The 13,644-nt window shown below is 63.1% G+C and carries 14 protein-coding genes, 1 pseudogene and 1 riboswitch; of the genes and pseudogenes, 6 read left to right on the top strand and 9 right to left on the bottom strand.

The window, feature by feature from the left end:
* The first annotated feature begins 116 nt into the window (after positions 1–116).
* Positions 117–1,529, top strand: coding sequence for a metalloprotease TldD (gene tldD / locus LB559_RS11260; protein WP_027164150.1), 1,413 nt, complete (start codon positions 117–119; stop codon positions 1,527–1,529).
* A 25-nt stretch (positions 1,530–1,554) separates the two neighbouring features.
* Here the strand turns inward: tldD and LB559_RS11255 are convergent, their stop codons facing one another.
* Positions 1,555–1,848 (bottom strand): hypothetical protein, encoded by a 294-nt coding sequence (locus LB559_RS11255; protein WP_063167679.1) that lies wholly within the window; start codon positions 1,846–1,848, stop codon positions 1,555–1,557.
* Positions 1,849–1,922: 74 nt separating this feature from the next.
* Between LB559_RS11255 and LB559_RS32870 the strand changes: the two genes are divergently transcribed.
* Together LB559_RS32870 and LB559_RS11250 are read left to right on the top strand one after the other, a co-directional pair.
* Positions 1,923–2,045: a hypothetical protein gene (locus LB559_RS32870; protein ID WP_263499028.1), complete on the top strand. Its 123-nt coding sequence runs from the start codon at positions 1,923–1,925 to the stop codon at positions 2,043–2,045.
* Positions 2,046–2,243: 198 nt separating this feature from the next.
* Positions 2,244–2,903, top strand: a complete 660-nt coding sequence (locus tag LB559_RS11250; RefSeq protein ID WP_224674070.1) for a transglutaminase-like cysteine peptidase — start codon at positions 2,244–2,246, stop codon at positions 2,901–2,903.
* A 16-nt stretch (positions 2,904–2,919) separates the two neighbouring features.
* Here LB559_RS11250 and LB559_RS11245 read toward each other — a convergent pair whose 3' ends face one another.
* Together LB559_RS11245 and LB559_RS11240 are read right to left on the bottom strand one after the other, a co-directional pair.
* A complete protein-coding gene (locus LB559_RS11245; RefSeq protein WP_224674069.1) occupies positions 2,920–4,161 on the bottom strand; it encodes a class I SAM-dependent RNA methyltransferase in 1,242 nt (413 codons plus the stop codon).
* Positions 4,158–4,922, bottom strand: a complete 765-nt coding sequence (locus LB559_RS11240) for a TlyA family RNA methyltransferase (RefSeq protein ID WP_013532785.1) — start codon at positions 4,920–4,922, stop codon at positions 4,158–4,160. The genes LB559_RS11245 and LB559_RS11240 overlap by 4 nt, the downstream gene beginning before the upstream one ends.
* A 326-nt stretch (positions 4,923–5,248) precedes the next feature.
* Between LB559_RS11240 and LB559_RS11235 the strand changes: the two genes are divergently transcribed.
* Entirely contained in the window at positions 5,249–6,244 is a 996-nt protein-coding gene (locus tag LB559_RS11235) for a sterol desaturase family protein (RefSeq protein WP_032809851.1), read from the top strand.
* Complete coding sequence (locus LB559_RS11230; RefSeq protein ID WP_013532787.1) at positions 6,241–7,392, top strand: GNAT family N-acetyltransferase; 1,152 nt, start codon at positions 6,241–6,243, stop codon at positions 7,390–7,392. The genes LB559_RS11235 and LB559_RS11230 overlap by 4 nt, the downstream gene beginning before the upstream one ends.
* 88 nt (positions 7,393–7,480) lie before the next feature.
* Here LB559_RS11230 and LB559_RS11225 read toward each other — a convergent pair whose 3' ends face one another.
* The 6 genes from LB559_RS11225 to LB559_RS11200 form a co-directional block, all read right to left on the bottom strand.
* Entirely contained in the window at positions 7,481–7,774 is a 294-nt protein-coding gene (locus tag LB559_RS11225) for a hypothetical protein (RefSeq protein WP_027164153.1), read from the bottom strand.
* A gap of 148 nt (positions 7,775–7,922) precedes the next feature.
* Positions 7,923–9,836, bottom strand: coding sequence for a 1-deoxy-D-xylulose-5-phosphate synthase (dxs, locus tag LB559_RS11220; RefSeq protein ID WP_024503605.1), 1,914 nt, complete (start codon positions 9,834–9,836; stop codon positions 7,923–7,925).
* Positions 9,837–9,978: 142 nt separating this feature from the next.
* Entirely contained in the window at positions 9,979–10,899 is a 921-nt protein-coding gene (locus tag LB559_RS11215) for a pirin family protein (protein ID WP_063167672.1), read from the bottom strand.
* A gap of 39 nt (positions 10,900–10,938) precedes the next feature.
* Entirely contained in the window at positions 10,939–11,205 is a 267-nt protein-coding gene (locus LB559_RS11210) for a DUF2277 domain-containing protein (protein ID WP_013532791.1), read from the bottom strand.
* A 110-nt stretch (positions 11,206–11,315) separates the two neighbouring features.
* A complete protein-coding gene (locus LB559_RS11205) occupies positions 11,316–11,567 on the bottom strand; it encodes an exodeoxyribonuclease VII small subunit (protein WP_013532792.1) in 252 nt (83 codons plus the stop codon).
* A 3-nt stretch (positions 11,568–11,570) separates the two neighbouring features.
* A complete protein-coding gene (locus LB559_RS11200; RefSeq protein ID WP_024503603.1) occupies positions 11,571–12,497 on the bottom strand; it encodes a histone deacetylase family protein in 927 nt (308 codons plus the stop codon).
* 121 nt (positions 12,498–12,618) lie between these two features.
* Positions 12,619–12,799: riboswitch (cobalamin riboswitch) on the top strand.
* A 2-nt stretch (positions 12,800–12,801) separates the two neighbouring features.
* Between LB559_RS11200 and bluB the strand changes: the two are divergent.
* A pseudogene (gene bluB, locus LB559_RS11195) lies at positions 12,802–13,527 on the top strand (5,6-dimethylbenzimidazole synthase); the annotation flags it as partial.
* Between the last annotated feature and the right edge of the window lie 117 nt (positions 13,528–13,644).

Here is a 13,644-nt window from a genome sequence, read left to right as displayed (position 1 = left end):
TCGACGGTCTGCTGGCAAACCGCTTTTGTCTTCACAATGCGGCTGAGCGATTGTCTCGGCGCACCTTCGCGCCTACATCGTGGCAAAGACCCATTCCTCCTGTGAACGGACGCGCCATGAACAGCCTGATCGGCCAATTCGACATTTCAGACGATCGCATCAAGCAGATCGTCGCCGAAACCATCAACGGCGCCGATGACGGCGAGCTGTTCCTCGAATACAGCGAGAGCGAAGCGCTGATGTTCGACAATGGCCGGCTGAAGACCGCCAACTTCAACACCGACCAAGGGTTTGGCCTGCGCGCGGTTGCCGGCGAAGCCAGCGGCTATGCCCATTCCAGCGATCTCTCCGAAGCTTCGCTGCTGCGCGCGGCCGATGCCGTTTCGACCGTCAAGGGCGGCTATTCCGGCACGCTTGCCGCCGCACCCGCCCGCACCAACCGCCATCTCTATGGCGAAGAGAACCCGATCCCCTCGCCCTCCTTCGAGGCCAAGGCAAAGCTCCTGCAGGAAATCGACGCCTGGCTGCGCGCCGAGGACCCGCGCGTGCGGCAGGTTTCGGCATCGCTCGCCGCATCCTGGCAGCATGTCGAGATCGTGCGCGCCGACGGCCAGGTGGTGCGCGACATCCGCCCGCTGGTCCGCGTCAACGTCTCCGTCGTTGTCGGCAATGGCGACCGCCAGGAGAGCGGCTCCTACGGCATGGGCGGCCGCAAGGCGTTTGGCGAATTCCTGGTCGAGGACAGCTGGAAGCACGCCGCCAAGGAGGCGCTCAGGCAAGCCCTGGTCAATCTCGAGGCGATACCGGCGCCGGCCGGCACTTTCGACATCGTTTTGTCCAGCGGCTGGCCGGGCGTCATGCTGCACGAGGCCGTCGGCCATGGGCTGGAAGGCGATTTCAACCGCAAGAAGACCTCGGCCTTCGCCGGACTGCTCGGCCAGCAGGTCGCCGCCAAGGGGGTGACCGTCGTCGATGACGGCACGATGCCCGAGCGGCGCGGCTCGCTGACAGTCGACGACGAAGGCACGCCTTCAGCCCGCAATGTGCTGATCGAGGACGGCAAGCTGGTCGGCTACATGCAGGATCGCCAGAACGCCCGGCTGATGGGCATGAAGGCAACCGGCAACGGCCGCCGCGAAGGCTACGCACACCAGCCGATGCCGCGCATGACCAACACCTATATGACGGCGGGCGACATGGAGCCGGACGAAATCATCGCCTCGGTCAAGAACGGCATCTATGCCGTCTCCTTCGGTGGCGGCCAGGTCGACATCACCTCGGGCAAATTCGTGTTCGGCTGCACCGAGGCCTACATGATCGAGAACGGCAAGGTGACGCAGCCGATCAAGGGCGCGATGCTGATAGGCAACGGTCCGGACGCCATGCATCGCGTCTCGATGATCGGCAACGACATGAAGCTCGACACCGGCATCGGCATGTGCGGCAAGGCCGGACAGGGCGTGCCGGTCGGCGTCGGCCAGCCGCATCTGCGCATGAACCAGATGACGGTGGGCGGCACGCGGGTCTGAGCGAACGGCCCCGCTGGCCGGGCCGTTATGCCTTGCCGATAGACCGGCGCGAAGTCGTGTAGAGAATCAGGAAGGCGATGACGCCACCGATCGCATATTTGACCCAAGCACTCAGGTAGTCGACGGTCCCGTCGTGGCCGGAGACATACAGCGCAGCTGCGACAAACGTCATGGCCGCGATGCCAAGTGCATAGGACGGCAATAGCCCGGTTCGAGCGATCTTTCGCAAAATCCAGGCGACGAGCGCACCCGAGAGCGCCATCATGAGAGTTGCGCCGGCGCTTACGTTATGCGGCGCCTGACATCGCGCTGCGGACATTTGGCGGGCTCCCAACAGTAGAGGTCGCGGACAGCGCGGTGGTGTCGTCCGCACTCGACCTCGCGAAGAAGGGAATGGATTTCGCAGATGCTCTGCATCTGGGGAAATCAGCTCATTGCGCTGGCTTTGCAACCTTTGATCGTAATTTCCTCAAGGCTGCAAAGACGGCGGGATATGACAGCTTGCAGGAAGCATGACAAAGGTCCGTCGCTGGCGCCCTGATGGTCGAGTCAGACCGAATGCGCCCGCTGATGCTTGCGTTTTCCAGTTTGAATTCCCGGCTGCACCTTGAAGTGAACACAATCGGCATTAGGAAATTGTTAGGTGTTTAACTGCCTGGGCTGCCGTTTCCGCACGAACGCAGTGCCGGCCCTCTGGTTGCGGTGGTGTTGGCAATGCGGCATTTCCCCGGCGTCCTGACCTCCTCTTTCCTGCTTGGCTTCGTTTCGTTGATTGGCGCGACATGGTTGCAAGCCAGTCCGGCGGCGGCACAGTCGACATTGTTCAAGTCGCGATCGACGCAATCTGCCGCAGTTGGTGGAAGCACCAGCGTCCCCTACGGTTGGGTCGATTTCTGCCATCGCCGGCCAAAGGAGTGCAAGGTGCCCGCTCTGCCGGCCGCGAATATCAAGCTGACCGCGCAGAACCTACGCATCCTCAAGCGGATAAATCACAAGGCGAACAGCGCCATCAAACCCGTCAGCAATTTCGATCACTGGGGTACGATGGCGGATCACTGGGACTATCCGGTAGACGGCAAGGGCGACTGCAAGATCTACGCGCTCTACAAGCGCAAGCTTCTTCTGGCAGCGGGATTCCCCCGGCAGGCGTTGCTGATGACCGTGGTGCGCGACCTGGACAATGAAGGCCACACCATTCTGACGGTGAAAACCGACAAGGGTGATCTTGTCCTGGACAATCTGGTCAATGAGATCAGGCCCTGGAATGCGACGGGCTATTACTTCGTGAAACGTCAGTCGCAGCAGAACCCAAATACCTGGGTGTCGATCAACCAACGCGGCGGCACGTCGAAACGACTGTCGCCAAGTTCGTAGGGCCGAAGCCTCCAGGCTATCGCCGCTTCTTCGGCTTCTCCAGCAGTGCCACCGCTTCGACATGCGGCGACCACAGGAACTGGTCGATCGGCGTCACGCTCTTCAAGGCGTAGCCGCCGTCGATGAGGATGCGCAGGTCGCGAGCCAGCGTCACCGGATTGCAGGATACCGCGGCAACGTAGGGAACATCCGAGCGGGCGATCTGCTTCGACTGGTCCTCGGCGCCGGCGCGCGGCGGGTCGAACACCACACCGTCGAACGCATTCAACTCCTTGAACGTCAGCGGCCGGCGGAACAGGTCGCGGCGTTCGCCCGTCACCCGCTTCAAGCCGGTGGCGAAGCGCGATCCACGGTCGAGCGCGGAAAGCGCTGCCGCATCGCCTTCCACCGCATGGACTTCCGACTTCGCGGCCAGGCGCAGAGCAAAGCTACCGCAACCGGCGAAAAGATCCGCCACCTTCTTGGCACGCTTCAGATGTCCGCCGACGATGTCGGCCATCGCCTGTTCGGCGGCCTCGGTTGCCTGCAGGAACGCGCCCGGGGGCAAGGCGACAGCGACGCTGCCGAACATGACCACCGGCTTTTTCGGCTCGATGATGATTTCGTCATCGATGGACAGCCTGGCAAAGCCCTGCGCCATGACGAAGTTAGCCGCGATCCGGCGCTGGTGCTCCCCGAGCTTGCCGGATTCGTGAACTGCGACATCGAGCCCCGAACCGGTCACGGTGACCGCCAGCCGGAACGATTTGGTGGTTGCGCAGACCAATTCGGCGAGCGCCTTCAAGCGATCGAGCGCGGCAACGATCTCCGGCAGCGAGATCGGGCATTCCGATATGGCGACGATCTCCGGCGACAGATGGCGATGGAAGCCGAGCAGCATGCCTGTCTCGGTGCGCCGGGCGGCAAGCACGACACGGCGGCGCGTCTGCGGTGCGCAGGCGACCAGGTCACCGATCTCGCAATCGATGCCCTTGCCCTTCAGGATGTGCGCCACTTTTTCGCGTTTCCACCTGCGATAGGCTTCGGCTTCGAAATGCTGGAGCGCGCAACCGCCGCATTCGGTGAAGTGGCGGCAGGCGGGATCGATGCGCAGCGGCGAGGCCTCCAGCACCGCCATCAGCATGGCGCGATCCCTTTCGCGCGCGGCGGTGACCGTTTCACCGGGCAGTGTGAAGGGAATGAACAGATCGCCTGTCTCGGTCTCGGCGACACCGTCGCCCTGGGCGCCAAGTTTCCTGATGCTGAAGCGCGCGCTCATCGGTCCTTGATCCCACCGAGCAGGAATTCGCGATTGCCGTCGCCGCCATCGATCGGCGACAGATGCAGCCCCAGCGAGCGCCAGCCGGGAACGGAGTCCAGCCAATCCTGCAGCAGGCCGGCGACACGGGCGGCATCGAAGGGATCCTTCAACAGACCACCCTTGCCGATCGCTTCCCTGCCGGCCTCGAATTGCGGCTTGACCAGAAACATGGCCTTTGCGCCAGCCTTGGCCAGACCAAGGGCCGGCGGCAGCGCCAGTTTCAGCGAGATGAAGCTGACGTCGGAGACGATGAAATCCGGAATACGCCCGCCGAGATCGGTGACGGCGAGGTCGCGGGCGTTCAGCCCTTCGATCACCGTCACACGCGGGTCGCCGCCGATATCAGGATGCATCTGGCCATGACCGACATCGACGGCGGTGACATGGGCCACGCCGCGCTCGAGCAACACCTGGGTGAAGCCGCCGGTCGAGGCGCCGATGTCGAGCGCTTCACGGCCGGCAGGATCGAGGCCGAAATGATCGAGCCCGCCGATCAGCTTGAGTGCCGCGCGCGACACATAGCCTTGCGCCGGATCATCGATGGCAACGTGACATTGCGGCAAAACGCTCTGGCCGGGCTTGCGCGCAATGACGCCGTCGACGGTCACAGTGCCGCGCTCGACCGCGTCGCGGGCACGCGAGCGGCTGGCAAACAGCCCGCGCTGGACGAGCAGGTCGTCGAGCCGCTGGCGTGCGCTGGCTGGCAGAGGCGAATTCATCGGCCTTCATGGCGAAAGCCGACGACGATGGCAAGAGCGCCACATGGAAGCATTTCGTCTCCCGTTCCCATCATCACGCTCAGCATCTTGCACGGCGACGATGGTGAGGCGTCCCGTCCCGCCGACCATCCTTATGAATACCCATGCGTTACGCCGGTTGAGACGGATGACCGCCGAAGCATGAGGTCTCACCGCCTGCGGGTAAATACCAACAATCTAGAAAGCCTCATGATTTCTTAACCAATTTTCATCGCATTTGCTTGAGGACTTCAATGTTATGACCGCGACGACCGGAAAACCCGGATGGAGAGGCGGCAACTTTGGAAATGGCCAGCGACATCGTCTACAAGGTTCTTGACCGGATTTCCGGCGCCGGCCTGCTGGCGACCGGACTTCTGTTGCTGACTGCTTTGGCCAGTGCCCTGGTCGCCTATTGGCGCACGGTCGAGAAAAAGAGCTGGAAAGAGTTCTTCGAGTTCGCGGTGCCGCATGAGGTCATCACGCATCCTTCGGCGAAAGCCGACCTTTTGTTCTGGGTGACGCGGAAGGCGCTGATGCCATTCCTCATGCTGCCCGCCGGCGTCGTCTTCGTCAGCGCCGTCGGCTATGCGACGAACTGGTTGCTCTCCACGCTGCTGGCAATCCAGCCGCCTCTGATCGAGGGGCCGGCGGGGCCTGTGACGGTGACGATCTTCACCCTCACCATGCTGCTTGCCTACGACATTTCGTACTATCTCTATCATGTCGCCCAGCACCGCTACCCGGTGCTCTGGGAACTGCACAAGGTGCACCATTCGGCCGAGGTGATGGTCGGCATCACCAAGGATCGCGTCCACCCGCTCGACGAATTGATGAACCGGGCCTGGGACGGCGTCATTCCCGGCATCTGCTTCGGCATCTGGTCGCTGGTGTCGCTGAACCTGGTTGAACTGACGGTCTTCGGCGTCAACGTCTACATCATACGCAACATCCTGATGATGGATTTCGTCAGGCACACGCATTTCAAGATCTCGTTTGGGCCGTTGAACAATCTGATCCTGTGCCCACACTGGCATCAGTTGCACCACAGCACCGACCCGCGCCATTACGACAAGAACTTCGGGCTGCTCTTCTCGTTTTGGGATCGGCTCTTCGGAACTCTGTGCGTTCCGAGACCCGACGAGGACTTCAAATTCGGTTTGATCGAACGCAACGTGCGCGACTACCAGTCGCTCGCAGGCCTCTATGTCATGCCGCTGCAGCGGATGTGGCGGCAGATCGCCAGACATTTCCGCGCCGACAAGCCCGAGCCACAGCAATCGCCGCAGGGGGGCAAGCCATGAACGGACCGGCCGTGTTCCGGATGCAGCAAGCGCACCGGATCGAAATTGCAACCTCGCCAGAGCGACTGGCAGAAATCGCGCCCGCCTGGGCAGCGCTCTGGCAACGCGCCGGCGGCCTCGTTTTCCAGCATCCCGACTGGATATCGGCCTGGTGGCACACCACACCGCATCAGGACCGCCGCGGCCTCAGGATCGGCCTGGTCTGGAGCGGCGAGCGCCTCGAGGCGGTCATTGCGCTCGCGACCTTCTGGCGCTCGGGCATCCGTATGCTGGAATGGGCGGCGAAGGATCACTGCGACTATGGAGATGTCCTGCTTGCTCCCGATGCAGAGCCACAGATCCTGCCGCAACTCTGGCAACATATCCTCGACGATGGCGGCTTCGATCTTGCGTATCTCAATCGGCTGTTGCCCGATGCTCGATTCCGGACCCTGCTTGGTCCCGCCGCCCCAGGCCAGGGCAGCATTTTGCAGCCGAGCCACCGCAGCGAGGTCAGCTACCGAGTTTCCAGCGCCGGACAACGCGGCGCACAATGGTTTGAAAGCCAGTCGAAGAAAACCCGGCAAAACTATCGCCGTGGTTACAAATTCATGGAGGAAGGCGGCGCGCTGCGTTTCCGCCTGATGGATGCGCACGAAGCCCGCGAGCCGGTGCTGGAACGCGTCGCCGCGCTGAAACGGCTATGGCTCGCAAAACACGGCCGCGTCTCGGACCTGTTCGACGAAGGTTCCCCCGCGCTGCCGGCACTGATCTCGGTTCTGGCCGGGCTTGGGTTGCTGCGCATCTTCGTGCTCGAACGCGAAGACGAGATCATCGCCATATCGATCAATTTCGAGCAGCATGGAACGATGATGGCTTTCGTCACCACCTATGATCCGGCCTTCGAACGGGCCTCGCCGGGCATGGTCTTGATGATGGATTACATCCAGTGGTCGTTCGACAGGGGCTTGACCACGATCGATTTTCTCTGCGGCGGCGAGGATTTCAAGCGCCGCTTTGCGACGCATTCGGTGATCTTGTCGTCAGTGGTGGGTGGACGAAACCTGCGCGGACGCCTTGCCGCCCTGGCAGACCGCGCCCGCCACGCGGCGCAATCCTGGCGCCCCGAGAAACCGGCGCAACAAGCGGAGCTGGTGGCGGCGGAGTAGCAGTGCCGACGCCTTTAGATCACCCGCACAGCGGCAAAGCACGATGAAACGATCGGGCAATCCCGATCAGGGCTTGCTGGTCTCTAGCTCAGAATACGCTTCGCGAAACCGGGCGCTCGACGGCCGGAGACAACCCATCCGCACGCCCTCCCGATGCTTGCTCGCGTGAAGGCTCGATGGCAACCGCAGGTGCGGGAACGGGGGCCGGCAGAACCACCAGTTGCGGCACCTGCTTGAAGGAAAAGCCGCCGCGGATGTCGCCCATCTTGCCGGCGACGATGCCCATGGCCGCCTTTTCGAGGCTGCGATCATAGCGCGTTTCGGCTGTGGCCGGCGCGACGACGACGCCGCAAAGCGCTGCGCCCCACAGAAGCGTTTTCATTGTTGCTGTCTCCCTGCCTGATCACGATCTAGCAGGGCGCCGTTGAAAAACGGCCAAGAGACACGGTAAGCAAAGCGCCAAACGGCAGCGTAAACAACGCGTTAAGAACGTTGGCCGGCAAACTGATTCAAGTCACTGAGACTTTGATTCAGGCGCGCTGGGCGCGAACCGTATGCCCGAGCGCGACGAACACGGTGCGCACGATGCCGGCAGCATCGAGCCCGGCATCGGCATACATCTTTTCCGGCTTGGCGTGGTCGGTAAACACGTCGGGCAGCACCAGCGGGCGCACCTTCAGGCCGCTTTCCAGCAGGCCTTCATGGGCGAGGAACTGCAGCACATGGCTGGCGAAGCCGCCGACGGCGCCCTCCTCCACCGTCACCAGAACCTCATGCGAGCGGGCCAGCCGCCGGATCAGATCCTCGTCGAGCGGCTTGGCGAAACGGGCGTCGGCGACCGTGGTGGAAAGCCCGGCAGCCCCTAGCTCCTCGGCGGCGATCAGGCAATCCTGCAGCCGTGTGCCGAAGGACAGCAATGCTACCTTGGTGCCCTCCCTGACGATGCGGCCCTTGCCGATTTCGAGCACGGAGCCACGCTCCGGCATGTCGACGCCAACGCCATTGCCGCGCGGATAGCGAAAGGCGATCGGGCCGTCATCATAGCTTGCCGCGGTGCGTACCATGTGGCGCAGCTCCGCCTCGTCGGCCGCCGCCATCACCACGAAGCCCGGCAGTGTCGCCAGGAAGGTGGTGTCGAAGGCGCCGCAATGGGTGGCGCCATCGGCGCCGACGAAGCCGGCGCGGTCGATGGGAAAGCGCACCGGTAATTTCTGGATGGCGACGTCGTGGACGACCTGGTCGTAGGCGCGCTGCAGGAAGGTGGAATAGATGGCCGCGAACGGCTTGTAGCCTTCGGTGGCGAGGCCGGCGGCGAAGGTCACCGCGTGCTGTTCGGCGATGCCGACATCGAAGGTCCTCGACGGGAACGCTTCGCCGAACAGGTCGAGGCCGGTACCGCTCGGCATGGCTGCGGTGACGGCGACGATGCGGTCGTCCTCGCGGCCCTCCTGGACCAGGCTTTCGGCGAACACCTTGGTGTAGGCCGGTGCGTTGGCCGGCGCCTTGGCCTGCGCGCCGGTGATGACGTCGAACTTGTTGACGCCGTGATATTTGTCGGCGGCGGCTTCCGCCGGCGCATAGCCCTTGCCCTTCTGGGTGACGACATGGATGAGCACCGGGCCTTCGCCATTGTCTCGGACATTTTTCAGGACCGGGATCAGATGCTCCAGATTGTGGCCGTCGATCGGGCCGATGTGATAGAAGCCGAGTTCCTCGAACAGCGTGCCGCCGGTGACGTAGCCGCGTGCATGCTCGACCGCCCTTGTGATCGCACGATCCGCACGCTTGCCGAGATAAGACGTCAGTTTTTTGCCGAAATCGCGCAGGCCGATATAGGCCTTGCCGGAGGCCAGCCGCGCCAGATAGGCGCTCATGGCGCCGGTTGGCGGCGCGATCGACATGTCGTTGTCGTTGAGAATGACGATCAGCCGTGCATCGAGCGCGCCGGCATTGTTCATCGCCTCGTAGGCCATGCCGGCAGACATGGCGCCGTCGCCGATGACGGCGATGACATTGTTGCGGCCGCCGGAGAGATCGCGGGCCGCGGCCATGCCGAGGCCGGCCGATATCGATGTCGAGGAGTGGGCAGCGCCGAATGGATCGTACTCGCTCTCGGCGCGGCGGGTGAAGCCGGATAGGCCGCCTTCCTGGCGCAGCGTGCGGATACGGTCGCGGCGGCCGGTCAGGATCTTGTGCGGATAGGCCTGGTGGCCGACATCCCAGATCAGCCGGTCGTCCGGGGTGTTGAAGACATAGTGCAGCGCCACTGTCAGCTCGACCACGCCAAGGCCGGCGCCCAGATGACCACCCGTGCGGGATACCGCGTCGACCAGTTCGGCGCGAAGCTCGGACGCCAGTTGCGGCAGCTCACTCTCGGCAAGCATGCGCAGGTCGGCCGGGATGCGGGCCTTGTCGAGAAGCGGCGTATGCGGCGTTGCGTTCACGGTGCTCAGGCTTTCGGTTGATGGGCGAAATAGGCCGCCGGCCGGCGAAAGTAAATGCGTGTCAGTGACGCGGATCAGACTGTGGTCTTTTGCTTCTATGCAGGTCGTTTCCCCAAAACCGGGCCACTTTGGGCGACAGGCATCAGCTTTCCGGCAGCGGAATGAACTCTTCCTCGTCTCCTGGAACGATGTCGAAGCGGCCTGTCTTCCATTCCTCTTTCGCCTGTTCGATACGCTCTTTCGACGACGAGACGAAATTCCACCAGATGTAACGCTTCGAACCAAGAGAGGCGCCGCCGAACAGCATGAAATGCGCCCCGGTCTGCGACGACACGACGATCTCGTCACCGGGACGGAAGACCAGCAGCCGTTCGGCTGGGAACACATCGCCCGAAATCGAGACCTCGCCTTCCAGCGTGTAAATGGCGCGCTCTTCCGCATCGGCAGGGATTTTCACGCTGGCGCCGGGCGCCAGGCGCAGGTCGGCGTAGAGCGTCTCCGAATCGGCCCTGACCGGGGACCGTAATCCTTGGAAATCGCCGATGATGAGGCGCCCGTTGACGCCTTCGGCATCAATCTCGGGAAGCCTGAGCGCTCCTGTGTTCTCGAACACAGGAGCCACCTCTTCCTTGTCGTCCGGCAGCGCCAGCCATGTCTGCAGGCCGGATACCGACATCGGCGCGCCACGCAGTTCCTCCGGCGTACGCTCCGAATGGACGATGCCGCGGCCGGCGGTCATCAAATTCACGTCGCCGGGCTGAATGACCATTTCGGTGCCGAGGGAGTCGCGGTGCCGGATCTTGCCGTCGAACAGATAGGTGACCGTCGACAGTCCGATATGCGGATGCGGACGGACGTCCAGCGCCTGGCCGGCCCGCAGGATCGCGGGACCCATGCGGTCGAAGAAGATGAACGGACCGACCAACCGCCTTTTTGCCGTTGGCAGGGCACGGCGCACCTGAAAACCACCGATGTCCTTGGCGTTCGGAATGACCATCAATTCGATCTGATCGCTGGCGAACGCATCGCCCACCTCAGGGTCTTTCCCGGGGAAGAAGCTCATGGACTCTCCTTGTCGGTGGTCGAAGGCCGCCTGGCCGCATCAGGCAAAGCGGATGGCCGCCTTTGCCCGCAGCTTGGCCGCCACCTCTTCGCGATTGCGCGGATGCTGATGGGTTTCCAGGGAATCGAGCAGTTCGCGCGCCGAGGCCGCGATGGCGTCGACGGCATGATCGAAGGCGTGCTGGTTCTGCTTCGAGGGTCGCGTCGTTCCGCTCAGCTTGCGGACGAACTGAAGGGCCGCGTCGCGCACCTCGTCATTGGTTGCCGGCGGATCAAAATTGAACAGGGTCTTGATGTTTCTGCACATCGCTTCCGTATCTCCTCTTGTCCTTGAGCTGTTTCAATCGCAACGAGTTATAGCCTCGGTCATGATCATGTCCAAAAACCGGTGAGGCGAGGCCATCGTTCGGACCGGCCTCAATCCGCGTCGAGCGGCTCCGTTCCAACCGGCTTGCCGTCGCGCGACAGCCTGATCTTCTCGACCTTGTCCTCGGCGGCCTTCAGCAGCCGGTCGCAATGCGCCTTCAGCGCCTCGCCACGTTCATAGATCCTGATCGACTGGTCGAGCGGCACGTCGCCACGCTCCAGATCATCGACGATCTTCTCCAGCGCATCGAGTGCCTGCTCGAAGCTCATCGCCTTGACGTCTTCGTTGGTCTCACCAGCCATCGTTCATCCTTTCATCAGTCGCCCGACATGGGCGGCGACCGAAAATGCCAATCCCTGCAGATCGTAGCCGCCCTCGAGCAGGCTGACGAGCCGGTTGCCGCTGTGGCGTGCCGCGCGCTGCATCAGCTGGCCGGTCGCCCAATCGAAATCATCCTCGGTCAGATTGATCTCGGCCAGCGGATCGCGGTGGTGCGCGTCGAACCCGGCCGAAATGATGATCAGGTCGGGCGCGAAATTGTCGAGCGCGGGCAGGACGCGCGACAGGAAGGCATCGCGAAACACTTCGCTGCCGGTCTGCGGCGCCAGCGGTGCGTTGACGATGTTGCCGGCGCCCGTTTCGGTCTTCGCTCCGGTGCCGGGATAAAGCGGCATCTGGTGTGTCGAGCAATAGAGCACCGAGGGATCGTCCCAGAAAATATCCTGCGTGCCATTGCCGTGATGCACGTCCCAGTCGACGATGGCAACGCGCTCGACACCGTGTTTCTTCTGCGCATAACGCGCCGCGATCGCCGCCGTGTTGAACAGGCAGAAGCCCATGGCCGTGGTCTTTTCGGCATGATGGCCGGGCGGCCGGGCGGCGACGAAGACGTTGTCGGCGCGGCCCGAAAAGACATCATCGACGGCGGCGTTGGCGGCGCCGATCGCGGTGATCGCCGCTTGCCAGCTCTTCGGACTGGCAGTGGTGTCGGCATCGATGCGGGCAATCCCCTCGTCGGGGATGGCGGCGCGCACGCGGGCGACGAAATCGGCGGGATGCGCGTAGAGGATGGTGGCCTCGTCGCCTTCCGGCGCCTGGATACGATCGAGCGCGGCAAAGGCTTCCTCATCGAGCACGCGCTCGATGGCGCGCAGGCGGTCGGGCCGCTCGGGATGTCCGGGCGGCGTGAGATGCTCGAGGAAGATCGGATGCGTGTAGAGACGGGTGGTCATCGTCCTAATCTAGTGACCCGGATCGACAAAGGCCATGCACGGGCGGCCGATGACTGGGGAAAATCGCGCCTGCGTCCATTCGCGTCGCCGCGGGCATTGGCCTCGCCGGCGCTTCGGCGTAAGGTTCTTGGTACTGCCTGGTGCCCGCCGCAAGCGGGAGAATCGGGAACACGGTTGAATTCCGTGGCGTGCCCAACGCTGTGAGGGGGACCGCGCCGGTAAATGCCACTGTCGATGACGGGAAGGCACCGGACGCGGGTTGATCCCAAGCCAGAAGACCGGCCTGGCAGGCATCGTCATCCGCATGGTCGGGCGGGTGGCATCAGAGCGACGTGCGTCCATTTGGACGCACAAAGTACGCTCTGACCGTTTTGAATCTGCAATCGCAAGGGGACAAGCGATGCCGGAACAGATGACCGCTGCCATTGACGATGGATTCGACCAGAATGCGCGCGATGCGGTCTATCGCGCCATGTTCACGCGGCGCGACGTGCGCAGCCATTTCCTGCCCACCGCGATCGATGACGACGTGCTGGCGCGGCTGCTGCTTGCCGCCCATCATGCGCCATCGGTAGGCTTCATGCAGCCATGGAATTTCATTGTCATTCGTGACATCGAGCGACGCGAAAGGGTGCGCGACCTGTTCCTGGCCGCGCGCGAGCAGGAACTGCCGGCGATCGAGGCGGAAAAACAGGCGCTGTACCGCAAGCTCAAGCTGGAAGGCATCTGCGAGAGCGCGCTCAACATCTGCATCACTTGCGACCGGCAGCGCTCGAAAGGTTCGCCGCTGGGACGCTGGCACAATCCGGAGATGGATCTCTACAGCACCGTCTGCGCGGTGCAGAATTTCTGGCTGGCCGCGCGTGCCGAGGGCGTTGGCGTCGGCTGGGTGAGCATCATCGAGGCTGAGGCGCTGAAGCGGCTGTTGGCCATTCCGGATCACGTAACGCCAATCGCCTATCTCTGCGTCGGCCGTGTTTCCGAGTTCGCTTCCAAACCGGACCTTGAAACGCATGGTTGGGGACGGCGGCTGCCGCTGCCGGAACTGATCATGAGCGAGACGTTTTCCGGGCAAGGCGAGACACAGCTCAAGTCCACCGTGGCGCGCCTCAACACCGTTTCTGCCTCACCAGACACCACCTGCCCG

This window comes from Mesorhizobium sp. BR1-1-3, assembly GCF_020165455.1.
Taxonomy (GTDB): Bacteria; Pseudomonadota; Alphaproteobacteria; order Rhizobiales; family Rhizobiaceae; genus Mesorhizobium; species Mesorhizobium ciceri.
Note: the sequence above shows the minus strand (reverse complement) of the source record. Positions and strands in the feature narration are given on the sequence as shown.

Excerpts from the sequence above, each read along its gene's own strand:
- LB559_RS11240 (WP_013532785.1), bottom strand. The coding sequence starts at position 4,922 with ATGAATTCGCCTCTGCCAGCCAGCGCACGCCAGCGGCTCGACGACCTG.
- LB559_RS11210 (WP_013532791.1), bottom strand. The coding sequence starts at position 11,205 with ATGTGCAGAAACATCAAGACCCTGTTCAATTTTGATCCGCCGGCAACC.
- LB559_RS11235 (WP_032809851.1), top strand. The coding sequence starts at position 5,249 with ATGGCCAGCGACATCGTCTACAAGGTTCTTGACCGGATTTCCGGCGCC.
- LB559_RS11230 (WP_013532787.1), top strand. The coding sequence starts at position 6,241 with ATGAACGGACCGGCCGTGTTCCGGATGCAGCAAGCGCACCGGATCGAA.
- LB559_RS11200 (WP_024503603.1), bottom strand. The coding sequence starts at position 12,497 with ATGACCACCCGTCTCTACACGCATCCGATCTTCCTCGAGCATCTCACG.
- LB559_RS11245 (WP_224674069.1), bottom strand. The coding sequence starts at position 4,161 with ATGAGCGCGCGCTTCAGCATCAGGAAACTTGGCGCCCAGGGCGACGGT.
- LB559_RS11215 (WP_063167672.1), bottom strand. The coding sequence starts at position 10,899 with ATGAGCTTCTTCCCCGGGAAAGACCCTGAGGTGGGCGATGCGTTCGCC.
- tldD (WP_027164150.1), top strand. The coding sequence starts at position 117 with ATGAACAGCCTGATCGGCCAATTCGACATTTCAGACGATCGCATCAAG.
- LB559_RS11205 (WP_013532792.1), bottom strand. The coding sequence starts at position 11,567 with ATGGCTGGTGAGACCAACGAAGACGTCAAGGCGATGAGCTTCGAGCAG.
- LB559_RS11225 (WP_027164153.1), bottom strand. The coding sequence starts at position 7,774 with ATGAAAACGCTTCTGTGGGGCGCAGCGCTTTGCGGCGTCGTCGTCGCG.
- LB559_RS11255 (WP_063167679.1), bottom strand. The coding sequence starts at position 1,848 with ATGTCCGCAGCGCGATGTCAGGCGCCGCATAACGTAAGCGCCGGCGCA.
- LB559_RS11250 (WP_224674070.1), top strand. The coding sequence starts at position 2,244 with ATGCGGCATTTCCCCGGCGTCCTGACCTCCTCTTTCCTGCTTGGCTTC.
- LB559_RS32870 (WP_263499028.1), top strand. The coding sequence starts at position 1,923 with ATGGATTTCGCAGATGCTCTGCATCTGGGGAAATCAGCTCATTGCGCT.